23 protein-coding genes are annotated in these 20,638 nt (G+C 69.5%); 17 read left to right on the top strand and 6 right to left on the bottom strand.

Annotated features, from left to right (window positions below; genetic code table 11):
* Positions 1–85 precede the first annotated feature (85 nt).
* The 4 genes from NOV86_RS02355 to NOV86_RS02370 all read left to right on the top strand — a co-directional run bounded on the left by NOV86_RS02355 (position 86) and on the right by NOV86_RS02370 (position 4,409).
* A complete protein-coding gene (locus NOV86_RS02355; RefSeq protein WP_267639621.1) occupies positions 86–1,009 on the top strand; it encodes an ABC transporter ATP-binding protein in 924 nt (307 codons plus the stop codon).
* Positions 1,006–2,847, top strand: a complete 1,842-nt coding sequence (locus NOV86_RS02360) for an ABC transporter permease (RefSeq protein ID WP_267639622.1) — start codon at positions 1,006–1,008, stop codon at positions 2,845–2,847. The genes NOV86_RS02355 and NOV86_RS02360 overlap by 4 nt, the downstream gene beginning before the upstream one ends.
* A gap of 91 nt (positions 2,848–2,938) precedes the next feature.
* Positions 2,939–3,970, top strand: a complete 1,032-nt coding sequence (locus NOV86_RS02365; protein ID WP_438266714.1) for an ABC transporter permease — start codon at positions 2,939–2,941, stop codon at positions 3,968–3,970.
* Positions 3,971–4,007: 37 nt separating this feature from the next.
* The gene (locus tag NOV86_RS02370) at positions 4,008–4,409 is read left to right on the top strand and encodes a VOC family protein (protein WP_267639624.1); all 402 of its coding nucleotides are present in this window, start codon (positions 4,008–4,010) and stop codon (positions 4,407–4,409) included.
* Here the strand turns inward: NOV86_RS02370 and NOV86_RS02375 are convergent, their stop codons facing one another.
* Positions 4,410–4,889: a PKD domain-containing protein gene (locus NOV86_RS02375; RefSeq protein ID WP_267639625.1), complete on the bottom strand. Its 480-nt coding sequence runs from the start codon at positions 4,887–4,889 to the stop codon at positions 4,410–4,412.
* Positions 4,890–4,962: 73 nt separating this feature from the next.
* Here NOV86_RS02375 and NOV86_RS02380 point away from each other — a divergent pair, with 73 nt between their 5' ends.
* A complete protein-coding gene (locus NOV86_RS02380) occupies positions 4,963–5,937 on the top strand; it encodes an aldo/keto reductase (protein ID WP_267639626.1) in 975 nt (324 codons plus the stop codon).
* Between the two features lie 81 nt (positions 5,938–6,018).
* The gene (locus NOV86_RS02385) at positions 6,019–6,870 is read left to right on the top strand and encodes a M14 family metallopeptidase (protein WP_267639627.1); all 852 of its coding nucleotides are present in this window, start codon (positions 6,019–6,021) and stop codon (positions 6,868–6,870) included.
* Positions 6,871–6,885: 15 nt separating this feature from the next.
* On the opposite strand, the gene NOV86_RS02390 is transcribed toward NOV86_RS02385, so the two are convergent.
* Positions 6,886–7,080, bottom strand: a complete 195-nt coding sequence (locus NOV86_RS02390; protein ID WP_303647536.1) for a DUF8145 family protein — start codon at positions 7,078–7,080, stop codon at positions 6,886–6,888.
* A gap of 60 nt (positions 7,081–7,140) precedes the next feature.
* Positions 7,141–7,644, bottom strand: coding sequence for a macro domain-containing protein (locus NOV86_RS02395; RefSeq protein ID WP_267639629.1), 504 nt, complete (start codon positions 7,642–7,644; stop codon positions 7,141–7,143).
* 119 nt (positions 7,645–7,763) lie between these two features.
* On the opposite strand from NOV86_RS02395, the gene NOV86_RS02400 reads away from it, so the two are divergent.
* Together NOV86_RS02400 and NOV86_RS02405 are read left to right on the top strand one after the other, a co-directional pair.
* Positions 7,764–7,907 carry a hypothetical protein gene (locus NOV86_RS02400; RefSeq protein ID WP_267639630.1) on the top strand — a complete coding sequence of 48 codons (144 nt, stop codon included), beginning with the start codon at positions 7,764–7,766 and terminating at the stop codon, positions 7,905–7,907.
* 342 nt (positions 7,908–8,249) lie between these two features.
* Positions 8,250–9,677: an aldehyde dehydrogenase family protein gene (locus NOV86_RS02405; RefSeq protein ID WP_267639631.1), complete on the top strand. Its 1,428-nt coding sequence runs from the start codon at positions 8,250–8,252 to the stop codon at positions 9,675–9,677.
* 69 nt (positions 9,678–9,746) lie between these two features.
* On the opposite strand, the gene NOV86_RS02410 is transcribed toward NOV86_RS02405, so the two are convergent.
* Positions 9,747–10,646, bottom strand: coding sequence for a hypothetical protein (locus NOV86_RS02410; RefSeq protein ID WP_267639632.1), 900 nt, complete (start codon positions 10,644–10,646; stop codon positions 9,747–9,749).
* An 86-nt stretch (positions 10,647–10,732) separates the two neighbouring features.
* Complete coding sequence (locus tag NOV86_RS02415; protein WP_267639633.1) at positions 10,733–12,022, bottom strand: hypothetical protein; 1,290 nt, start codon at positions 12,020–12,022, stop codon at positions 10,733–10,735.
* 154 nt (positions 12,023–12,176) lie between these two features.
* Between NOV86_RS02415 and NOV86_RS02420 the strand changes: the two genes are divergently transcribed.
* The 8 genes from NOV86_RS02420 (at position 12,177) to NOV86_RS02455 (ending at position 18,081) form a co-directional block, all read left to right on the top strand.
* Positions 12,177–12,665, top strand: coding sequence for a DUF7988 family protein (locus NOV86_RS02420; RefSeq protein WP_267639634.1), 489 nt, complete (start codon positions 12,177–12,179; stop codon positions 12,663–12,665).
* Between the two features lie 57 nt (positions 12,666–12,722).
* Positions 12,723–13,193, top strand: a complete 471-nt coding sequence (locus NOV86_RS02425; RefSeq protein ID WP_267639635.1) for a YbaK/EbsC family protein — start codon at positions 12,723–12,725, stop codon at positions 13,191–13,193.
* A gap of 127 nt (positions 13,194–13,320) precedes the next feature.
* A complete protein-coding gene (gene acs / locus NOV86_RS02430; RefSeq protein ID WP_267639636.1) occupies positions 13,321–15,417 on the top strand; it encodes an acetate--CoA ligase alpha subunit in 2,097 nt (698 codons plus the stop codon).
* Complete coding sequence (locus NOV86_RS02435; RefSeq protein WP_267639637.1) at positions 15,414–16,466, top strand: phosphotransacetylase family protein; 1,053 nt, start codon at positions 15,414–15,416, stop codon at positions 16,464–16,466. The genes acs and NOV86_RS02435 overlap by 4 nt, the downstream gene beginning before the upstream one ends.
* 79 nt (positions 16,467–16,545) lie before the next feature.
* Positions 16,546–16,674, top strand: coding sequence for a hypothetical protein (locus NOV86_RS02440; RefSeq protein WP_267639638.1), 129 nt, complete (start codon positions 16,546–16,548; stop codon positions 16,672–16,674).
* 123 nt (positions 16,675–16,797) lie between these two features.
* A complete protein-coding gene (locus tag NOV86_RS02445; protein WP_267639639.1) occupies positions 16,798–17,115 on the top strand; it encodes a hypothetical protein in 318 nt (105 codons plus the stop codon).
* Positions 17,115–17,552, top strand: a complete 438-nt coding sequence (locus NOV86_RS02450; protein ID WP_267639640.1) for a hypothetical protein — start codon at positions 17,115–17,117, stop codon at positions 17,550–17,552. Before NOV86_RS02445 ends, NOV86_RS02450 begins: the two co-directional genes overlap by 1 nt.
* Positions 17,536–18,081, top strand: coding sequence for a DUF7504 family protein (locus tag NOV86_RS02455; protein WP_267639641.1), 546 nt, complete (start codon positions 17,536–17,538; stop codon positions 18,079–18,081). Before NOV86_RS02450 ends, NOV86_RS02455 begins: the two co-directional genes overlap by 17 nt.
* On the opposite strand, the gene NOV86_RS02460 is transcribed toward NOV86_RS02455, so the two are convergent.
* Positions 18,076–19,152, bottom strand: a complete 1,077-nt coding sequence (locus tag NOV86_RS02460; protein WP_267639642.1) for a CNNM domain-containing protein — start codon at positions 19,150–19,152, stop codon at positions 18,076–18,078. The genes NOV86_RS02455 and NOV86_RS02460 overlap by 6 nt on opposite strands.
* Before the next feature lie 359 nt (positions 19,153–19,511).
* On the opposite strand from NOV86_RS02460, the gene NOV86_RS02465 reads away from it, so the two are divergent.
* Complete coding sequence (locus NOV86_RS02465) at positions 19,512–20,621, top strand: pyridoxal phosphate-dependent aminotransferase (RefSeq protein ID WP_267639643.1); 1,110 nt, start codon at positions 19,512–19,514, stop codon at positions 20,619–20,621.
* Positions 20,622–20,638: the final 17 nt, after the last annotated feature.

A 20,638-nucleotide genomic window follows, 5' to 3' on the forward strand; every position in this document is an offset into this window, starting at 1 on the left:
CCGGCCGGAAGGGCGTTTACGTCACCTGATTGACCGGCGGGGCCGGTATATTCAACTAGGCCGCGACCTTGGCTCAGGACGACGAATGATAACCGTCGAGGACCTCCGAAAAGAGTACGACGGGTTCGTGGCCGTCGACGGCAGTTCCTTCACCATCGACCGCGGCGAGGTCTTCGGCGTCGTCGGCCCGAACGGTGCCGGAAAGACGACGACGTTGAAGATGCTCGCCGGCCTCATCGAGCCGACGAGCGGCCACATCTCGGTCGCCGGGCAGCCCGCCGGCGACGCCGACATGCGGCGCAACCTCGGCTTCCTCCCCGAGGAGTCCCCGCTGTACGAGGAGATGACGGCGCACTCCTACCTCGAGTTCTTCGCCGACCTGTACGACGTGCCCGACGACGTGGCGCGAGAGCGCATCACGACCGCCCTGGACCGACTCGACCTCGAACACCGGGAACGACGCATCGGCGACATGTCGAAGGGGATGAAGCGCAAGGTCGCCATCGCCCGGTCGCTGGTCAACGACCCGGACGTGCTCATCTACGACGAGCCGGCGTCCGGGCTGGACCCCCTCACGACGAACTACATCATCGAGTTCACCGAACAGCTCGCCGAGCAGGGCAAGACCATCGTCTTCTCGGCGCACAACCTCTACCACGTCGAGAGCATCTGCGACCGCGTCATCGTGATGAACCACGGCGACATCATCGCCCGCGGGACCCTCGAAGAGATCCGCCGCGAGCACGGCCGGACGACCTACCACGTGTTCACCGACGTCCGGGTCGAGGACTGCGAGCGCGTCGGCGAGGGGCGCTTCGAGACGGTCGTCTCGGACATGGCCGCGGTCGACCGCATCCGGTCGCAGGCAACCGCCCGCGGTGGGTCGGTCGTCGACCTCCAGACGGAGAACCCGAGCCTGGAGGACATCTTCCTCGACATCGCCGGGGAGACGCCGGAGGAGGCCCGCGAGACGGAGACCGACCGGACCCTCGGGGAGGCCGAGACGTGAGGAAGCCGGGGTTCGACCGGGTCCTCTCGCTCCGCAAGACACTGCGCATCGCCCGGTGGGAGGTCGCCCGCAGCGCGGGCACCCTCGACCGGCAGACGGTCGCCCTCGCGCTCGTCCTCGTGGCCGTCGGCGCCGTGGTCGGCCCGACCGTCGTCGCCGACGGCCCCGGCCTCGACGAGGGCATCTACCGCGTCGGGGTCGAGACGGACTCTCCCTACCACGACGTGGTCACGAACACGAGCCAGTTCGTGGCCAGACCCGACCACGCCAGCGCCAGCTCCCTCAAAGCGGGCGAGATAGACATCCTGATACCCGAACGCGGGGAACCAATCCCGCGCTCGACCCGGAAGGGACAGGCGGCCTACGCGGAGTTCCGGACCGCGGTCCAGGAGTACAACGACCAGCTGATGGGCGAGGAGTCGAACCGGAGCGCCGCCTTCCCCGTCGACGTCCAGGTCCAGTACGAGAGCCGCGGCGGCAGCGAGTTCACGGGCGGGACCGGGACCGGCGGCACCGGCGATGCCGGCACCGGCAGTGACGGCGCCGGTGGCGGTAGCGATGCCGGAACCGGTGGCGGCACCGACGGCGGGCAGGCCGGCGACGGAACCGACGGCGACGGGCAGGTGCAGGCGCCCCGACTCGGCGGTTCCTCCATCGTCAGCGGCTCGACCGCGGGCTCGCCGAGCAACATCAGCCCGCCGTTCCCCTTCGCCTCGCTGGTGCTGGCGTTCCTGTTCATCGTCCCGATGAACTTCGTCATCCAGGCGTACGGGAGCACCATCATCAACGAGCGCATCAACCGCCGCGGCGAGTTGATGCTGGTCTCGCCCGTCTCGCGCCGTGACATCATCGCCGGCAAGACCCTGCCCTACCTCGCCGCGTTGCTGGTCATCACGGTCGCCATCGCCATCCTCATCGGCGGGTCGGCGGTGTCGGTCGGGGCGGTCCTCCCCATCGCGCTGGTGTTCCTCGCGGCGACGTTCGTCGGCGGGATGTTCGCGCGGTCGTTCAAGGAGCTGACCTTCGTCACCATCACCGTCTCCGTGTTCATGACCTCCTACGTGTTCGTCCCGGCCATCTTCACGGACGTGACGCCCATCGCGCTCATCTCGCCGCTGACGCTGGTCGTCATGGACCTGCAGAACGAGGCCGTGACGGCGGGCCAGTACGTCTTCTCCACGCTCCCGTTCTACCTGACCGCGATGGCGATGTTCACCTTCGGCGCGGGTACCTACCGCGAGGAGGACATGTTCAGCCAGCGCCCGGTCCACCAGAAGGCGCTCGACGCCGTCGCGACCCGGGTGCGGAACAAGCGGACGGTCGCGCTCGTGACGGCCCTGTTCCTCCCGTTCGTCTTCGTCGCGGAGTTGCTCGCCATCGCGGTCCTGTTCATCATCCCGCCCGCGCTGTCGGTGCCGGTGCTGTTCGGGGCCATCGCGCTCATCGAGGAGACCGCGAAGAGCATCCACGTCTACGCCGGGTTCGAGTACTCGCGGTTCGAGCGGTCGCCGAAGACCGCGGTCGTACTCGGGCTGGTCAGCGGGCTCGCGTTCTTCCTCGCCGAGAAGCTCACCCTGCTCGTCCAGCTGGTGCAACTCCAGACCCTCGAACTGGGTGGCCGCGCCTATCCCGGTGCGGCGGCCGCCGACCCGGCCAGTGGGGTCGACCCCCTGGTCGTCGTCGGCCTGCTCTTGCTCCCGCTGGGGCTGCACACCGTCACGGCGACCATCTCGGCGCTGGGTGCCCAGCGCTCGAAGCGGGCCTACGCCGGAGCCTTCGTGCTCGCGGTCGTGGTCCACGTCGGCTACAACATGGGGGTGACCGGCCTTGTCGGGTGACCCGCCGCGTCCCGAGCACGGGAGCACTGCCGCCCGGCGGGAAGACGAGGCGAGCGACGGCAGCGGCGCGTCCTGGCGTGCCCGGCTCACCATCGCCCGCCGGGAGATCGCCTCGCTGCGGAGCGAGAAGACCATCGTGCTCGCGCTACTCATCCAGCTGTTCGTGGCGACGTTCTCCTCGTTCCTCGTCGTCGGGCTGGTGTCGCTGTACGACCCCGGCTCGGTCGACGGCTACCAGCTCGACATGGCCGTGACGGGCAACGCCTCCGACGAGGTGCTGCAGGCGGTCCGCGGGCAGTCCGGCATCGACCCGACCCGGTACGCGTCGGTCGCCGACGCGAGAGCCGACTTCCAGGACCGGCGCGTCGACGCGGTGATGGTCGCCACACAGGGCGCGAACGGGACGGTGTTCGTCACGACCAGCGTGCCGAAGGAGAACCTGCGGACGACCATCATCGTCGTGCAGGTCCGGGATACGCTGGAGTCCATGGAGGAGAACCTCCGCCGCGAGTACGCAGGGAGCCTCGAACACCGGGTGCTGGAGGTGCCACAGAAGCGCGGCTCCAGCCCCTACTTCGGGTTCACCTACACCGTGCTCGTACCCCTGCTCATGTTCCTCCCGGTGTTCATCAGTGGCTCCATCGCGGTGGACTCGCTGACCGAGGAGATGCAACGCGGGACCCTCGAACTGCTGCGGGTCGCGCCCGTCTCGCTGGCGGACATCGTCGACGCGAAACTGCTCGCGACGGCCATCCTCGCCCCCATCCAGGCCGCGGTCTGGCTCCTCCTGCTGTGGGTCAACGGGACGAAAATCGCGAACTGGCCGATGCTCGTGGCCGTCGTGGCCGGCCTCTCGTTCACCGTCGTCACCGCGGGACTGACCATCGCCCTGCTCGCCTCGGACCGCCGGCAGGCGCAGTTCCTCTACTCGACCGGGGTGCTCGGGGCCATCACGGTGACGGGCCTGCTGCCAGAGCACCCGGCGAACACCATCGCCCGGCTCGCCATCGGCAGCCCCGGGACGTACACCTGGGTGTTCGCGGCCGGCTACGTCGCCCTCGGCGTGGTGACCTACCTCGGGATGCGCGTCGGGATGCGCTTCGTGAACGCCGAGTCGGTCTGACCTCCGGCTTCTTGGTCCCGCTCCCCCTCTGTTCGCCATGGACCCTCGCATCACCGTCGTGACGCTCGGCGTCGACGACCTCGACGCCGCCATCGAGTTCTACCGTGACGGCCTCGGGCTGCCATTACGCGACCGGGAACCGGACAGCGACATCGCCTTCTTCACCCTGACGGGCACGTGGCTCGCGCTCTATCCCTGGGACGCGCTGGCCGAGGACGCGACCGTCTCCCCGGACGGGGACGGGTTCTCGGGCGTGACCCTGGCGCACAACGTCCCGGACCGGGAGGCCGTCGACGCGCTGCTGGCCGAAGCGGTCGCAGCCGGTGCGGAACTCGTCAAGGAGCCACAGGAGACGTTCTGGGGCGGCTACTCCGGGTACTTCGCAGACCTCGATGGCCACCTCTGGGAGGTCGCTGCACCACGTCTGGACGGGATGTGACTACAGCTCCCGGAGTATCATCGGGAGCGCGACCATCTTCAGGCCGAGCAGCACGAGGAGGAAGAACCCGACCATGCCGAAGAACTGCAGCGCCGGCACCGGGTTCCAGCCGTCGTCGTCGTCCGCGTGGAACACGTCGTAGGTCACGCTCTCGCGGAGGGTCTCGCCGTCGGTCGTCTCGACGACGACCGTGATTGTCCGGTCGCCTTCTTCCATGAACCGGTAGGTCGTCTCGGTCCCGGTGGCGGTCGAGCCGTCCGGGAACTTCCAGGTCACGGACTCGACGTCGGCACCCAGGACGCTCACCCTGAACTCCTCGCTGTAGTTGTAGACGGCCGTCTCCGGGCCGTAGATGTTCACGTCGGGTGAGTCGGACTCGTTCTCCTGCAGGGCGAGGGAGCCGGCGTCGGCCGCCGCCGGCGCAGCGGCGAACAGGCAGGCCAGCGCGAGGACCGCGGCTGCGAGGTGGAGGGCACGCATATTTCACCCAAATCACGTCGGATACCTAATCAATGCGGCGATGTTTTTCACCCCGGCGGTCGTGGCCCCGTCCATGGAGTACACCACACTGGGTGACACCGGCATGGAGGTCAGCCGCATCTGTCTCGGCTGCATGAGCTTCGGCACCTCGGACTGGCGCGAGTGGGTCCTCGACGAGGAGGCGGGCATCGAACTCGTGAACCGGGCGCTCGACCTCGGTATCAACTTCTTCGACACCGCGAACATGTACTCGGACGGCGAGTCCGAGCGCGTCCTCGGCAAGGCCCTGGAGGGCCAGCGCGACGAGGCCGTCGTCGCCACCAAGTGCTACTTCCAGATGGACGAGGACGACCCGAACTCGGGTGGCCTCTCGCGGAAGGCCATCGAGCAGGAACTCGAGAACTCGCTCGACCGCCTCGGCATGGACACCATCGACCTCTACCAGATCCACCGCTGGGACGACGACACGCCCATCGAGCAGACCATGCGAGCGCTCGACGACGCGGTCCGCCGCGGGCAGGTGCGCTATCTGGGCGCGTCCTCGATGTGGGCCCACCAGTTCGCCGAGTCGCTGCACACCAGCGACCGGCTCGGCCTCGACCGCTTCGTCACGATGCAGAACCACTACAACCTGCTCTACCGCGAGGAGGAGCGCGAGATGCTCCCCCTCTGCGAGCGGGAGGGCGTCGGCGTCATCCCGTGGTCGCCGCTGGCCCGGGGCTACCTCGCGCGGCCCCACGAGGAGTTCGACGCGACGACCCGCGGGCAGTCCGACAGTCACGCCAAGAACCACCCGTACTTCGAGGGTGGCGGCCGCGAGGTGAACGAGCGCGTGCAGGAACTCGCCGCACAGGAGGGTGTCGAGATGGCCCAGATCGCCCTCGCGTGGCTCTTCTCGAAGGACACGGTCGACGCACCCATCGTCGGCACCACCAGCATCGAACACCTCGAGGCCGCGGTCGAGGCGCTCGACATCGACCTCTCGGACTCCGACGTCGAGTGGCTGGAGGAACCGTACGAGCCGGTGCCGGTCTCCGGCCACGACTAGACGGCTGTTATCGTCTCACGTGCCGGCCAACCGGTGTTTGGCCGGCCTTTGTGGTGTCTGGCGACCCGAGCATCGACCGAGATGTTCGACGGGAGTGCAGCCATCGACGTGGAGGTGCTCGGCCCGACAGACGAGGAGGAGCCGTCGCTCGCGGTGGTCGGCGGCATCCACGGCGACGAACCGGCCGGGGTGCGCGCCATCAGGCAGGTCCTGGAGGAGCCGCCGGACCTGCAGCGCCCGGTGAAACTCGTCCTCGCGAACCCGCCCGCGACGGCGGCCCACCGGCGGTACCTGGATACCGACATGAACCGCTCCTTCCCCGGCTCAACCGACGCGGACGCCCGGGAGGAACGCCTCGCCGCCGAACTGGCGAGCGAACTCGCCGACTGCACGACCCTCTCCATCCACACCACGCACAGCCACGACGAACCCATCGCGCTCGTCGACCGGGACAACCCGCGGGCACAGGAGGTCGCGGACGCCCTCCCGGTCGAACACGTCGTCGACGAGCAGCAGGCGGCCGACGGTGCCTTCACCGGGTGCGAGGGCGTGGTCTCCGTCGAGGCCGGTCGCCAGCTCTCCGAGAACGCGACCGAGAACGCCGTCTCGCTCGTCCGGGCGTTCCTGCAGTTGACCGACGCACGGCCGGGCGAGCCCGACACCGTCGACAGCTCGTTCTACTCGCTCCGCGAGGCCGTCGAGAAGCCCGTCGACGGCGAGGCGGCCGAACTCGTCGTCGACAACTTCGAGCAGGTCGAGGGCGGGGAGACCTACGCGAGGGCGGACGGGACCGAACTCGTCACCGAGGAGCCCTTCGTCCCCATCCTGATGAGCGAGTGCGGCTACGACGACATCTTCGGCTACCGCGGCGAGCACGTCGGCGACGACCTGGAGAGCGCCCGCGAGACGTGGGGGGTATCGGTCGAGGCGTGAGTCGCGCCCGGGGACTCAGTCCGTCCCGGCCTGCTCGTGCGTGTGGTGGAAGAACCAGAGTTCGCCGCCGGGGCGGGGCTCGAAGCAGACCCGGCGGTAGCGCTCGTTGTCGAGCAGGTTCACCATCACGCCGGACCGGTGTGCCGAGACGGAGTCGTAGTCGTGGTCGCAGACGGGGCAGGCCGGCGGGGCGTCGGCTGGCACGTCCATGCCGTCGCTACGGGCCACACCGAGAAAGTCGGCGCGCCCCCCGGCACCGGGCAGGTCCGCCTACTGGAACTCGCTCGCGACCTCGCGGATGGTCTCGAACTCGTCGTCGGCGTACGCGATGAAGCGCACGTCCGAGAGCGACGTGGGCTCGTAGGCCGCGAGCTCCTCGCAGATGAGGCGGGCACCCTCGCGGAGGTCGAACCCGGCGACGCCACAGCCGAGGGCGGGGACGACGAGCGACTCGCAGCCGCGCTCGTCGGCCGCCGCCAGCGCGTTCCGGGTCGCGTCGCGGATGCTCTCCTCGGTGGCCTGTCCGTCCCCGTAGTGCGGCATCGCGGCGGCGTGGACGACGAACTCGGCGTCGAGGTCGAAGGCGTCGGTCACCGCGACCGCGCCGAGGTCGACGGGGCCCTTCGCCATGGCCGCCTGGTTGATGCCGTCGCCCGCCCCGCGACGGAGCGCGCCGGCGACGCCACTGCCCATGCGGAGGCTCGTCCCGGCCGCGTTCACCAGTGCGTCTGCGGACTGCTGTGCGATGTCTCCCTGGACGACGGTGAACTCCATGGTCGACCCTGCACGCGAGAGCTGGTTAAATCCGTCCCCGGACTGCTCCGGCCGCACCGGTCCCGGGGGTGACGTGTCGAACCGCAAGGTTTAGATTTAGGTTTGCCTAAAGGACTCGTATGAGCGATGGACAGCTGGACGAACCGGAGTCGGTGCCACAGGTCAAGGCGAACGAGACCAGCCCCGGCCGGCTGGTCTTCTCCGAGCAGGGGAACACGGACGGGTGGATCGCGACGGACTACACCGTCGACGCCGAACCCTGAGACGGCAGAACGGACCGTTCTCTCACTGGAGAGCGTGTCGTCCGCGAGGTAGTGGTGGATGGAGTGGACGAACTCCTCGAGTTCGGGGAGTTGCTTGCGGACGGACTCCTGGGTACTCCCCCATCGTATGCGCTCACTGATATCTTAGACGTTTGTCGCCGTGCCATGGCACGGTCTGGACCGCACCGGACCGCGGGAGGTGTCGCGACCGGCTCGGCCGTTGGTCGTCGTGGGCAGTGTCACCAGTGGCCTCGCGCGCGCACGGTCCGGCGCTGGCAACGATTGCCGGCGGTTAATTCGCTCATGAGTAAATTTTTAGTCCCGGCGGTCGCATGTACTGGTATGGCAACGAAGACGGCACAGCGGAAAGAGCGGCTACTCGTCGGCGGTGAGTGGGTCGACAGCGAATCGACGCTCCCGGTGACGGACCTGGCCGACGGGGGACACTTCGCGGAGGTCGTCGCGGCCTCCCCGGAGCAGGCGAACGACGCCCTCGCCGCGGCACACGAGATGAAGGAGACGCTCCGGCAGACGACGGTCGTCGAGCGAGCGGAGTGGATGTTCGAGATCGCCGACAAACTCGAGGCACGCGAGGAGGAACTCGCGGAGGTCATCGTCCGCGAGGCGGGCAAGCCCATCTCCTCGGCCCGTGGCGAGGTCGGCAGCGCGGCCGAGCGCTTCCGGCGCGCCGCCGAGGAGATCCGTCAGATCAAGGGCCAGTACCGCGAGGGCACCACGGCGGGCCACGAGGGCTGGGAGGCCATCGTCAAGCACGAACCCATCGGGACCGTCCTCTGCATCACCCCGTACAACTACCCCCTCGCGACCACGGCGCTGCAGGTCGCCCCGGCGCTCGCCGCGGGCAACAGCGTCGTCCTCAAGCCCGCGACGAAGACGCCCGTCAGTGGCGCCATCCTCGCGGAGGTCGTGAACGAGGTCGTCCCCGACGGGACGCTCAACTTCGTCACCGGCAAGGGCTCCGAGATCGGTGACGTCCTCGCCGGCGACGACCGCATCAACGCGGTCGCGATGACCGGCTCCTCGGGCGCGGGCAAGCACGTCGCCAAGGAGTCCGGCATGGTCAACCTCCACATGGAACTCGGCGGGAACGCCCCGGCCATCGTCTTCCCCGACGCCGACATCGACGAGGCCGCCGCGGCCGCCGCGAAGGGCTCGCTCAAGTACGCCGGCCAGCGCTGCTCGGCCGTCTCCCGCGTCCTCGCCCACGAGGACGTCCACGACGAGCTCGTCGCGAACATCGAGGAGAAGATGGGCGACTGGGTCAAGGGCGACCTCTTCGAGGAGGACACCGACCTCGGCCCCCTCATCTCCGAGGACCAGGCGGACTGGGTCGAGGAACTGGTCGACGACGCCATCGAGAAGGGCGCGACGCTCGTCGCCGGCGGCGAACGCGACGGTCGCGACTTCGAGCCCACCCTGCTCGCGGACGTGCCCCACGACGCCCGCATCGTCCACGAGGAGCAGTTCGGCCCGGTCTGTGCCGTGACGAAGGTCGCCGACGAGGACGAGGCCGTCGAACTGGCGAACGAGGGCGACCTCGCACTCGACGCCGCCGTCTTCACCGCCGACTACGACCGCGCCATGAACCTCGCCGACGTCATCGACGCCGGTGCGGTCCGCATCAACGGCGCCCCGAGCCACGGCCTCGGCGACATCCCCTTCGGCGGCAACAAGGACTCCGGTATCGGGCGTGAGGGCATCGACGCCTCCATCCACGCCTTCCTCCGGAAGAAGAGCATCGTCCTGTAGGCCGGGGCCCGCTCTCCGCTCCCCGTCTTCTCCGTTCTGTCCCACCGTCTCTCTCCTGGCACCGACCCGTCAGCAGCTGCGCTTTGCCTCGGCCGACGACGACCCTGACTCGCCCGGCGTCCCCTCCCGCAGGAGGTCGAAGTCCCCGATGGGCTGTGTGCCGACCTGCGAGACGACCGGGCCGTCGGTCGTCCGGTCACCCCAGTCGTACTCGGCCAGTCCCCCGGCGCTCTCGGTCGCGGTCGCGAGTGCGTCCGGGTCGGTGCTGTCGGCGAACGCGACCGCGAGGGTCAACCGGGCGGTGTCCGCCGGGAACGTCCACGAGTAGAGCGTGCCGAGACGGCCGTCCCCGGCGTCGTCGGTGCGGCCGCCGAAGACGTCGACGGTCCCGGCCGCGGCCCCGGCGAGGTGGTCGTACGCGGTCGAGGTGTCGGCCACCGAGGGAGCCCCACCGGAATTCGCGTCCAGTGCCGCCCGGACGCGGGCGTCGGTCCCGAGCACGATGACACCAGAATCGGCGGCGACCGTCTGACCGTCGAGGTCGAACAGTGGGACCTCGCGGTAGCGACCGGCGTCTGTGAGCCCGCCGTCGGCCAGCGTTCGCACGAGGCCGTCGGTGTCGACGCCGAGGACGAACAGCTGGTGGGCGGTGAGGACCGCGTCGACGTCGCCACGTTCGAGTGGGAGGCCCACGGTCGCGGGGTCGTACAGGGCCCCGATCTGCTGGCCGACGGTCCCGGGGAACCGGTCGCGGACCGCCTCCAGACGTCTCGCGTCGACGTAGATGAGGTCGAGTGGGGGCTGCCCGTCGTCGCCGTCACTGCCGGGGACGTACCCAGCGAGGGTCTCCCGGGGTGTGCCGCCGGCGCCATCTCCGCCGAGCCCGGGGATGGACGCCAGGCACCCGGCGAGCGAGCCGAGGGCGAGCGTCGCCCCGACGCCCGAGAGCACCGTCCGTCTCTGTACCATGTGCGGCCCTTACGGCTGGACCCGGTAATACGGTCGGACCGCGACCCCTGTCGCCGCTTCCCGGCAGACGAAGAGGCCGGTCCGGGTCAGGGCAGCGTGAACCGCGCCAGGACGGAACTCACGCCGTCCTCGGCCCAGACGATCTGGATCGCTGCACCGGACTCGGCACCGCTCACGTCGACGGTGAGGGCGTCGCCGGCCTGCACGGACTCGTGGGTCTGTGCCCACTGTGCGGCGGTCGCCTCGCCCTCGAGCCGCACGGTGAGGTTCGCCGCCTGCAACTCGTCGCCGCCGTAGTGGGTGATGACGACTTCTCCGGCGTCGGGGTCGTACTCGAAGTCGAACTGGACCTGTGGCGCCCGGGTCCCCCGGGTCGTCCGCTCGCCCGGGTCGCCGTCGGTGAGCAGGTCGAAGTTCTCGGTCGGGATGGTCCCCGTCGCGAGCAGGACCCTGCCCCGCGACTCGACGGTGAACTCGCCGTAGTCCCGGAAGCCCCGGCGGTCCGCGAGGTAGGCCGTGAGGTCGCTCCCGGCCGGGACCTCGCCCTCGGGGTAGGCGATACCGACCGTGACCGTCGTCTCCGCGGGCCCGAACGTCCAGGCGTACCCGAAGCCGGTGCCCGAGGCGACGACCCCACTGCCCTCGATGTCTCGGGGAACCATCACGGCGAAGTGGCCGCCGGGGAGCGCCTCGCGGACCGTGGCGAGGTCCTCGCTCGACCCGACGTAGCGCGGTTCCTCGCCGTTCTTCGCGCCGAGGACCGCCGCGATGGTCTCGGTCGGCGCCTCGGCGTCCTGCACGACGACGACGGTGCCGTCGACCGCCACGCAGGTCAGGTTCGCACCGTCGACCGAGCCGGTGTACTGCGTCCGACCCGCGACCGTGCCGTCCTCGGTGAGGCCCGCATCGGTGAAGGCGGTCGCGAGGTCGGCGTCGGCCGTGCCCGTCGACGCGAGGACGAGAGCACTGGACTGGGCCTGGACGACGGCCTCGACGGTCCCCTGTTCGAGTTCGAGGAGCGACGCCGCGCCGAGGGCCGTCTTCCGGAATCGCTCGTAGCCGTCCTCCGCGAACGCCTCGCGACGCTCGTAGATGGTCGCCGCGTCGGCGGTGAGGAGTTCGAACTCGCCGCCGGCGGGCGGGAAGGCCTCGGGTGCTGGCACCCACGAGAGCAGGGCGTCGACGGCCGAGGAATCCCCTGCTCCTGACTGCGTCGTGGTCGCGGTGGCCGTCCCTGTCTCGTCGGTCGTCTCCGACGGCGACGTGGTCGTGTCCTCTCCACTGCTCGACTCGTCGAGACAGCCGGCGAGGCCGACCAGTGACGCTGTACTCGTGAATCCGACCTGTAGCAATCGGCGGCGGGAGGGCGAAGGCATACCTGACCGTACTGGAATCGAACAGATAACTGCTGTGTCTGGTCGGTGGCGTGCCACGCCGGCGCAGGGCATGGGTGGCGTCCCCGTCCCGGCACGACCCGACTCGACCCGGCCCGGAGTCGCCTTTTTGCCCTGGGGCCCCGAACCCGATGCCGTGACCGACCCCGGCTCGGATTGCCAGAACGACCCGACCGCCCCTGCCCGCACCACCGAGACGGCGGTCAGGGAGTCGCTGCTCGACACCCACGGCGACCTGCTCGCCGCGGTCGGCGACTGTGCCGACGAGGTCGCCGCGGCGTGGGACGGCCCCGCCACCGACCGCCGGCAGGTCGTCGAGCCGCTGACCGCCCTGCTCCGCCAGCAAGGAATCCTCGAACGGCTTCCCGGAGTGCTCGCCTCGGCGGTCGAGGCCGCGGGGTACGACCTCCGGGCGAACCCGGTGCCGGCGCCGCCCTACGTCGTCGTGACCGGAACCGGACCGGTCCTGCGCGCTACCGTGGCCGACGGCCGGCTCGTCGTCCGGTTCGAGTGCTTCGAGCTCCGGCGGGAGGGCGGGGACGGCGAGACGCCGGCCGGCCGCACCCGGTACGTCAGGCGCGAGGGAGCCGCCGGCGACTGCCTCTCGGTCGAACTGAAGCGGTAGCGCGCAAGCCGTACCGGCGAACGTAGCTTTTTGTCGACCCGCGCACTCACCGCGTCCATGCACGAGAGCGCCGCCGAGTTCGTCGCACAGGCCCGCGACCGCTACGGGTTCGTCCCGGACGTGACCGAGTTCCCGGAGGGGACGAAGACCGCCGCCGACGCGGCCGACGCCATCGGCTGCGACGTGGCCCAGATCGGCAGCAGCATCGTCCTCGTCGCCGACGGCGAGGTCGTCGTGAGCGTCACCTCGGGCGCGAACCGGGTCGACACCGACAGACTGGCCGAACTCGTGGGGGCCGAGTCGGCCCGGATGGCACAACCCGACGAGGTGAAGGAGGCGACGGGCTGGAGCATCGGCGGGGTCCCGCCGTTCTGCCACGAGACCGACCTGCCGGTGTACCTCGACGAGACGCTGACCGAGTTCGAGACCGTGTGGGTCGCCTCGGGCACCCCGACGACCGTCTTCCCCATCGTACCCGACGAGTTGCTGGAGTATTCGGGCGCGACGGTGGCCGACGTGGCGGAGTGAACGGGGCCAGTCACGTGCCAGCACACCACCGTTGCAAGTGAAGCTCTCGCAGACGGCGGCGGGTCGATACCCGCGAAATGGAAACCGTCAGGCACCTTTATCCCCGGGCCACGAGACGGTCTAGCTGATGGGAACGTTGACAGGCTTGTTCGCGCCGGAACGGGTCGCCGTGGTCGGGGCGACCGACCGCGAGGGCTCGGTCGGGCGCGCGATACTGGAGAACCTCCGCAGTTTCGACGGGGACGTCGTCGCGGTGAACCCGAGTCGGGACGAAGTACTCGGGGAACCGTGTTACGACGACCTGCAGGGCGTCCCCGACCCCGTCGACCTCGCGGTGGTCGTCGTGCCGGCAAAGTACGCCATCGACGTCGTCCGAGACGCCGGGGAGGCCGGCGTCACGAACGTCGTCGTCATCACCGCCGGGTTCGGCGAGACCGGCGGCGAGGGGGCGAACCGTGAACAGGAGCTGAAGGCGGTCGCCGAGGAGTACGACCTGAACCTCGTCGGGCCGAACTGCCTCGGCGTGATGAACACCGGGGTGGACATGAACGCCACCTTCGGCCCGGAGATGGCCCTGCCGGGCAACATCTCCTTCATGAGCCAGTCCGGCGCGTTCATCACCGCGGTGCTGGACTGGGCGAACGACCAGAACATCGGCTTCAAGGACGTCGTCTCGCTCGGCAACAAGGCGGTGCTGGACGAGACGGACTTCGTCCGGTCGTGGGGGGACGACCCCGACACGGACGTCGTCCTGGGCTACCTCGAGTCCATCCAGGACGGCCGCGAGTTCATCGAGGCGGCCCGCGACACCACCGACGACACGCCGGTCGTCGTGGTCAAGTCCGGGCGGACCGACGCCGGGGCGAAGGCCGCGTCGAGCCACACCGGCGCCATCGCCGGCAGCGAGGCCGCCTACGAGGCCGGCCTCGAACAGGCCGGCGTCCTGCGTGCCGAGTCGGTCCAGGAGCTGTTCGACTCGGCCCGCGCGCTGTCGGGCCAGCCGCTGCCCGAGACCGACGAGGTGGCGGTCATCACGAACGCGGGCGGTCCCGGCGTGATGGCGACCGACGCCATCGGGGACTCCTCGCTCTCGCTCGCCTCGTTCACCGAGGACACCCTCGACCGGCTCAAAGCGGAGATGCCGGACGAGGCGAACATCTACAACCCGGTCGACGCCATCGGGGACGCCGACATCGAGCGCTTCGAGACGGCCATCGACATCGTCCTCGACGACCCGAACGTCGCGGCCGCCGTGGTCGTCAGCGCGCCGACCGCGGTCCTCGACTACGGCGACCTCGCCGAGGTCGTCGTCGACCGACAGGCCGACCACGGGAAACCGCTGCTCACCTGTCTGATGGGCGGGGAGCGCACCGGCGCGGCGGCGGAGACGCTGCGCGAGGCCGGCATCCCGAACTACTTCGACCCGGCCCGCGCCGTCGACAGCATCGACGCGCTGGCGCGCTACCGGCGCATCCGGGACACCGACTACGAGGCCGCGACCGAGTTCGACGTGGACCGCGAAGCCGCCCGCGAGGTGCTGGAGCAGGCGAAGGTCCGCGACGACAACCGCCTCGGCGTGGAGGCGATGGAGCTGCTCGACGCCTACGGCATCCCGACGCCGGAGGGCGCGGTCGTCGACTCGCCGGCAGAGGCGGTCCAGACCGCCGCCGACATCGACGGCCCGGTCGTGATGAAGATCGTCAGCCCCGACATCCTGCACAAGTCCGACATCGGCGGGGTGAAGGTCGGCGTCGAGACCGACGACGTGTACGACGCCTTCGAGGACCTCATCACCCGCGCCCGGAACTACCAGCCGGACGCGAACATCCTGGGCGTGCAGGTCCAGGAGATGGTCGACCTCGACGAAGGGACTGAAACCATCGTCGGGGTCAACCGCGACCCGCAGTTCGGCCCGCTCGTCCTCTTTGGACTGGGCGGCATCTTCGTCGAGGTGCTGGAGGACACGACGCTGCGGGTCGCGCCCGTCTCCGAACCGGAGGCGCGCGAGATGATCGACGACATCCAGGCGGCGCCGCTACTGCGCGGGGCCCGCGGCCGCACCCCGGCCGACGTCGACAGCGTCGTCGAGACCATCCAGCGCCTCTCACAGCTCGTGACCGACTTCCCGCAGATACTGGAACTGGACATCAACCCACTGGTCGCCGGCCCCGACGGGGTCCAGGCGGTCGACATCAGACTCACCGTGGACACGGAGGACCTATGAAATCGTTACTCGTCACCGCGAACGCAGAGAGCACCGGCAAGACAGCAATCACCCTGGCCCTCGCCAGCATCGCCAAGGAGCGCGACGGCAGCGTCGGCTACATGAAACCGAAGGGCACGCGCCTGCAGTCGAACGTCGGCAAGACGCTCGACGAGGACCCGATGCTCGCGAAGGAGCTGCTGGGCCTCGACGCCGAGATGCACGAACTCGAGCCCGTCGTCTACTCGCCGACGTTCATCCAGCAGGTCGTCCGCGGCCGGGAGGACGCCGACGAGGTGCGCGAGCGCATCCGCGACGCCTACGACAACCTCGCCGCCGAGTACGACCAGCTGTTCCTCGAGGGCGGCGGCCTGAGCACGGGGAACATCCTCGACATCGCCGACGGCGACATCGCCGAACTCGTCGACGCCGAGGTCCTGCTCGTCTGCAGCTACGAGCGCATCAACGACGTCGACGAGGTGCTGGCGGCGGTCGACGACGTGGGCAAAGACCGGCTCCGGGGCGTCGTCTTCAACCGCGTCGCCGACGGGGTCTACGAGGAACTGGAGGACGACGTGGTCCCGTTCCTCGAGAAGCAGGGCGTCCCCGTCGTCGGCATCGTCCCGCGCGAGAAGCACCTCGCCGGCGTCACGGTGCAGGAACTCGCCGACGAACTCGGCGCGGACGTGCTGACGGACGTGCCGATGGACGGCTTCGTCGAACGCTTCAGCGTCGGCGCGATGGGGGCCGACGCGGCCCTGCGCGGCTTCCGCCGGACGAAGGACGCCGCCGTCATCACGGGCGGGGACCGCGCCGACATCCAGTCGGCCGCGCTCGAAGCGCCGGGCGTGAAGTGCCTCATCCTCACGGGTGGGCACCGGCCGTCGGGGGCCGTCCTCGGCAAGGCCGCCGAGAAGGGCGTCCCCATCATGGTCGTGCAGGCGAACACCATCACGACGGTCGAGCGCGCCGAGGACGTCGTCCGGGTCGGGCGCACCCGCGACGAGGAGACCGTCGACACGATGGTCGAGATGCTCCGGAACCACGCCGACGTCGACGCGCTGCTCTGACGGGGCGACCGCGGGTCCGGTCGCGGCCGCCAGATGTGTAGGCCGGGACCATTCGGGGCCGGACCCACTCGTCTCTCCCATGGAACTCTCGACCTGGGTAATCGCGGCTGGCGCGGTCATGTTCGTCATCCCGGAACCGATCACCTCCGTCCTCGGTGCGGTCACCGCACTCGCCGGGGGGGTCATGCGCTACGGCTTCGGTATCTGAACCGGACCGATGTGACGACCACGCGCAGGCACGCCAACGCGTGCCAAAGGATTTTTTAGCGGTCATCACGGATGGGTAGAAAGTGATACAGCCGACCGGACCGGGCGGCCGAGGTGGCCGCCGGTGATATCCGAGGAGACCTACTGGCTCCTCGTGCAGGCCGTGACGGTGCTCAACATCGTCGTCCTGAGCGTCGGCTTCGCCCTGTCGCTCATCGCGGTCCGCGGGTTCAGCGGCGCACCCATCAACCGGATGCTGAAGCCGATGCCCGTCGTCTTCGGCGCGTTCATCCTCACGAACGCGCCGGTCGCCGCGTTCTACCTGTTCGAGTTGCCCTACTACCGGGCCGTCTTCAGCGTCGTGTTCACCGTCGCCGTGCTCGCGGCGGTGGTCGCGGCCCTGCAGGCCGTCTACCTGCTGACCGAACGGAGGGACCTCTGATGGCGCTTGACCTGGTGCTCGACACCCTGTTCCGGGACCTGCTCCGGGTGTTGCTGGAGAACCCGTTCCAGGTCGTCACCGCCCTCAACATCGGCCTCTTCCTGGCGGCCTCCCTGCTGTTGCTCTACCCCGCCGTCGCCTACGCCCAGAACGTCGCCTACACCGAGGGCATCGTGGGCCTCTCGGTCGGCCTGTTCCTCGTCACCGTCTCGAACGTTCTCGGCCTGCTCATCGAGTACGACGTCATCCTCCCGGAGCTCTACAGTTCCTTCCTCGTCACGAGCGTCCTGAACCTCGGGGCCTCGACCTGTGCGACCATCGGCATCTACTACTTCGCGCGGCAGTTCATCGACACCGACCGGTCCTCCTTCGAGACAGAGACGCCGCCAGCGACCACCACCGACACCGGAGGGTTCGAAGATGCCGAGGACGACTGAGCCCGACCCGCTGGCGGTCGACGCCGGCACCCAGGCGCTCGTGCTCATCTCGTCGCTGCGGTCGCCACTCACGCTGCTGCCCGGGTCGGCGTTCGAGAACCTGCTGGTCGTCTCGACGACGCGCTCGCCGGCGAAGGTCGAACAGCTCGTCCGCGAGCGCGGCGGCGACCCGAACAGGGTCGGCGTCGTCCCGGTCTCCGGGTCGCCGGTCGACTACGACGGCCCGATGTGGACCGCCTCGGTCGTCCACCCGAACGACCTGAGCGGCATCGACCAGCGGTTCGCACGGGGGATGAACTACGTCAAACCAGGCGAGGGCTGGGTGGTCTTCGACAACGTGAACGTCCTGTTGATGTACGCGGAACTCTCGGGCGTCTACCAGCTGGTCGAGTCGGCCGCGGCTCGGACCCGCGACCGGCGGGCCAGCGGCGCGTTCGCACTGGTCCGCGATGCCGTCGGGGACTCGACCTACGAGCGGTTCAGGGAGATATTCGACACCGAACTCGACGAGCGCGGACGGGAGTCATGACGCGTCGAGCGGGTCGGTCTGCTCGCCGGTGATGGTCTCCCAGGCGTCGGTGGGTGTGAGCATCCCGACGACCTCACCGTCGCGTTCGACCAGTGCGAGCTCCTCGCCGGCCTCCTGGAACTGGTCGATGGCGTCGGAGACGGGGGTCCCGGCGTCGATGGTCATGGGCTCGCCCGTGCAGTCGGCGAGGTCGGTCTTGCCCGCCCGGAGGCCCTCGATGTTGCGCAGGACGGCGGGGGTGTAGACGGCCCCGCGGTAGTCGTCGAAGCCGTCGCCGACCAGCGGGAACCGGGTGTGTGGGTGCTCCTGCATGCGTTCGAGGGTGGTCTCAAGGTCGTCCGTCGCGTGCAGGACGACGGCCTCGTCGATGGGGACCATGATCTCGCTGACTGGCGTCTCGCCGATCTCGAACGCCGCGATGACCTCCTGCCGGCGCTCCTGCGGGAGGTTGGACCGGCTCAGCACGTCGCCCATCTTCGTCCGGAGCTCCGCACGGGAGGTGAGCTGGTCTTCCTCCCCCTCGAGTTCCTCCTCGGCCCACGAGCGCGTCATCTCGACGCCGAACAGGGCCAGGATGGCCTTCGCGATGCGGTCGGCGAGCCGGATGAACGGCGACATGAGCTTCGTCCACAGCGAGAGCGGTCGCGAGCCGTACTTCGCGGCGGTCTTGGTGCGCTCGACCCCGAAGTACGTCGGCGCCTGCTCGCCGATGACGACGTGCGAGAAGTTCATCAGCGCGAAGGCGGTGAGGGCGGCGACGGCCGCGTGCGAGCCCGGCTCTGCGAGCCCTACCGCGACGAACAGCGGGTTGATGGCTGCCGAGAGCGCGGGCTCGGCGACGACGCCCAGCCCGATGGAACAGACCGTGATACCGACCTGGCAGCCCGAGAGGTATATCTCGAGCTCCTCGGTCATCTCCCAGGCACGTTCGAGCCCCGGGTGGCCGGTGAACTCCGACTCGGAGAACTGTCTCACCCGCGTCATCGCGAACTCGGTCCCGACGAAGAAGCCGTTCGCCAGCAGGAGGACGAACCCGCCGAGGAGTCTGACGGCTGTAAGCAACTCGCTCATCGGTGCACGTTCCGAGGCCGGACGCCTTAGTTGTGGGGTCTATCGTGGCGGTGGCGGCCTGTCGGCGCCGACACCGCGGACGCGTGGCTCGGTAGGAGAGTCGGTCGGTGACAGAAACAAGGGGGGAAGTCCCCCTCGGTCAACGACCGGCTCGGGCAGGGCCGGTCGTCGAGGGCCGGATTGTCAGAGGCACCCCGGCATCCATACCAAACGGGGTGAGAGATTTATCTTCATCCACTCGGGATGTCACCGGGTGTTGAATCATTGTATAAAAGATTTTTGTGTATTTATGTACTGCGGGCGCGAGCGGCCGGCCCGCGAGCCGAACACTCAACTACGAGGCCGTGGGAGCGGGTGATATGTTCCCGACCATCGAGTACCTGGAGTGGATCGCGGGCAAGCCCGAGGCCGCAACCCACGACCTCGGGTCGAGCGACCTCCGCGGCACCTTCCAGCACCAGCGCGGGCCGATCCCGGGCCGGCTGGCCGGACTGGACGACCCGCCGCCGGAACGGGACCTCGACCGCCAGCTGGCCGACTGCTACGGGGTCGACGAGTCGAACGTGCTGGTCACCGCCGGGGCGACCATGGCCAACTTCGTCGCCATCGCGACCGCCATCCAGCAGGCAGGCGACACCGGTGACGCGTCCGGTCCGCAGGTGCTCGTCGAGAAGCCGGGGTACGAACCGCTCCGGGCGAGCGCGCGGGCGCTCGGCGGCCGGGTCGACCGGTTCCTCCGCCCGCCCGAGGACGGCTATCCGCTCGTCCCCGGCCGCGTCGAGGCCGCCCTGATGGACGACGCGGGGCTCGTCGTCACGACCAACCGGCACAACCCCTCCGGCGAGTTCACCGCGGTCGAGACGGTCGCCGAGACCGCCCGCGCCGCCGACGACTACGGTGCCCGGGTACTCGTCGACGAGGTGTACGCCCCCTACGTCACCGACCTGACGACCGACGGGCCCTTCGGAGCCCCGACGGCCGCCGGCGTCGAGAACACGGTCGTCACCGGCTCGCTGACCAAGTTCATGGGACTTGGTGGCCTGCGCGTCGGCTGGCTCCTCGCCGACGCCGACTTCGTCGAGGCGGCCCGGTCGGTCGCGTGGCACCTGCCGGCGCTCGCCGAACCGAGCGTCGCCCTCGCGGCGCGGGCGCTCGAGCACCGCGAGGAACTCGTCCCGGCCCAGCGCGACCTGCTCGCGGCGAACCACGAACTGCTCGCCGGCTTCGTCGCCGAACGCGACGACCTCGCGGGCGAGATTCCCCCCGGCTCGTCGTTCGGGTTCGTCGAACACGCGTCGGTCGGCGGCGACGACCTCGCGGCCCGGGCGTGGGAGGAGTACGACCTGCTGGTCGTCCCCGGCCGGTTCTTCGACCGGCCCGAGGCGGTCCGGCTCAGCCTCGGCCGGTCGGCCGGCCACTGCGAGGAGGCCCTGGCCGTGTTCGGCGACCTGCTCGACACCCTGTCGTGACCGTCTGACCAAGAATT

Origin of the sequence: Haloarchaeobius amylolyticus (assembly GCF_026616195.1) — an archaeon.
Classification (GTDB): domain Archaea; phylum Halobacteriota; class Halobacteria; order Halobacteriales; family Natrialbaceae; genus Haloarchaeobius; species Haloarchaeobius amylolyticus.

Excerpts from the sequence above, each read along its gene's own strand:
- NOV86_RS02395 (WP_267639629.1), bottom strand. The coding sequence starts at position 7,644 with ATGGAGTTCACCGTCGTCCAGGGAGACATCGCACAGCAGTCCGCAGAC.
- NOV86_RS02415 (WP_267639633.1), bottom strand. The coding sequence starts at position 12,022 with ATGCCTTCGCCCTCCCGCCGCCGATTGCTACAGGTCGGATTCACGAGT.
- NOV86_RS02370 (WP_267639624.1), top strand. The coding sequence starts at position 4,008 with ATGGACCCTCGCATCACCGTCGTGACGCTCGGCGTCGACGACCTCGAC.
- NOV86_RS02405 (WP_267639631.1), top strand. The coding sequence starts at position 8,250 with ATGGCAACGAAGACGGCACAGCGGAAAGAGCGGCTACTCGTCGGCGGT.
- NOV86_RS02400 (WP_267639630.1), top strand. The coding sequence starts at position 7,764 with ATGAGCGATGGACAGCTGGACGAACCGGAGTCGGTGCCACAGGTCAAG.
- NOV86_RS02390 (WP_303647536.1), bottom strand. The coding sequence starts at position 7,080 with ATGGACGTGCCAGCCGACGCCCCGCCGGCCTGCCCCGTCTGCGACCAC.
- NOV86_RS02450 (WP_267639640.1), top strand. The coding sequence starts at position 17,115 with ATGGCGCTTGACCTGGTGCTCGACACCCTGTTCCGGGACCTGCTCCGG.
- NOV86_RS02425 (WP_267639635.1), top strand. The coding sequence starts at position 12,723 with ATGCACGAGAGCGCCGCCGAGTTCGTCGCACAGGCCCGCGACCGCTAC.
- NOV86_RS02440 (WP_267639638.1), top strand. The coding sequence starts at position 16,546 with ATGGAACTCTCGACCTGGGTAATCGCGGCTGGCGCGGTCATGTTCGTC.
- NOV86_RS02435 (WP_267639637.1), top strand. The coding sequence starts at position 15,414 with ATGAAATCGTTACTCGTCACCGCGAACGCAGAGAGCACCGGCAAGACA.
- acs (WP_267639636.1), top strand. The coding sequence starts at position 13,321 with ATGGGAACGTTGACAGGCTTGTTCGCGCCGGAACGGGTCGCCGTGGTC.
- NOV86_RS02465 (WP_267639643.1), top strand. The coding sequence starts at position 19,512 with ATGTTCCCGACCATCGAGTACCTGGAGTGGATCGCGGGCAAGCCCGAG.
- NOV86_RS02375 (WP_267639625.1), bottom strand. The coding sequence starts at position 4,889 with ATGCGTGCCCTCCACCTCGCAGCCGCGGTCCTCGCGCTGGCCTGCCTG.
- NOV86_RS02380 (WP_267639626.1), top strand. The coding sequence starts at position 4,963 with ATGGAGTACACCACACTGGGTGACACCGGCATGGAGGTCAGCCGCATC.
- NOV86_RS02355 (WP_267639621.1), top strand. The coding sequence starts at position 86 with ATGATAACCGTCGAGGACCTCCGAAAAGAGTACGACGGGTTCGTGGCC.
- NOV86_RS02410 (WP_267639632.1), bottom strand. The coding sequence starts at position 10,646 with ATGGTACAGAGACGGACGGTGCTCTCGGGCGTCGGGGCGACGCTCGCC.
- NOV86_RS02455 (WP_267639641.1), top strand. The coding sequence starts at position 17,536 with ATGCCGAGGACGACTGAGCCCGACCCGCTGGCGGTCGACGCCGGCACC.
- NOV86_RS02385 (WP_267639627.1), top strand. The coding sequence starts at position 6,019 with ATGTTCGACGGGAGTGCAGCCATCGACGTGGAGGTGCTCGGCCCGACA.
- NOV86_RS02460 (WP_267639642.1), bottom strand. The coding sequence starts at position 19,152 with ATGAGCGAGTTGCTTACAGCCGTCAGACTCCTCGGCGGGTTCGTCCTC.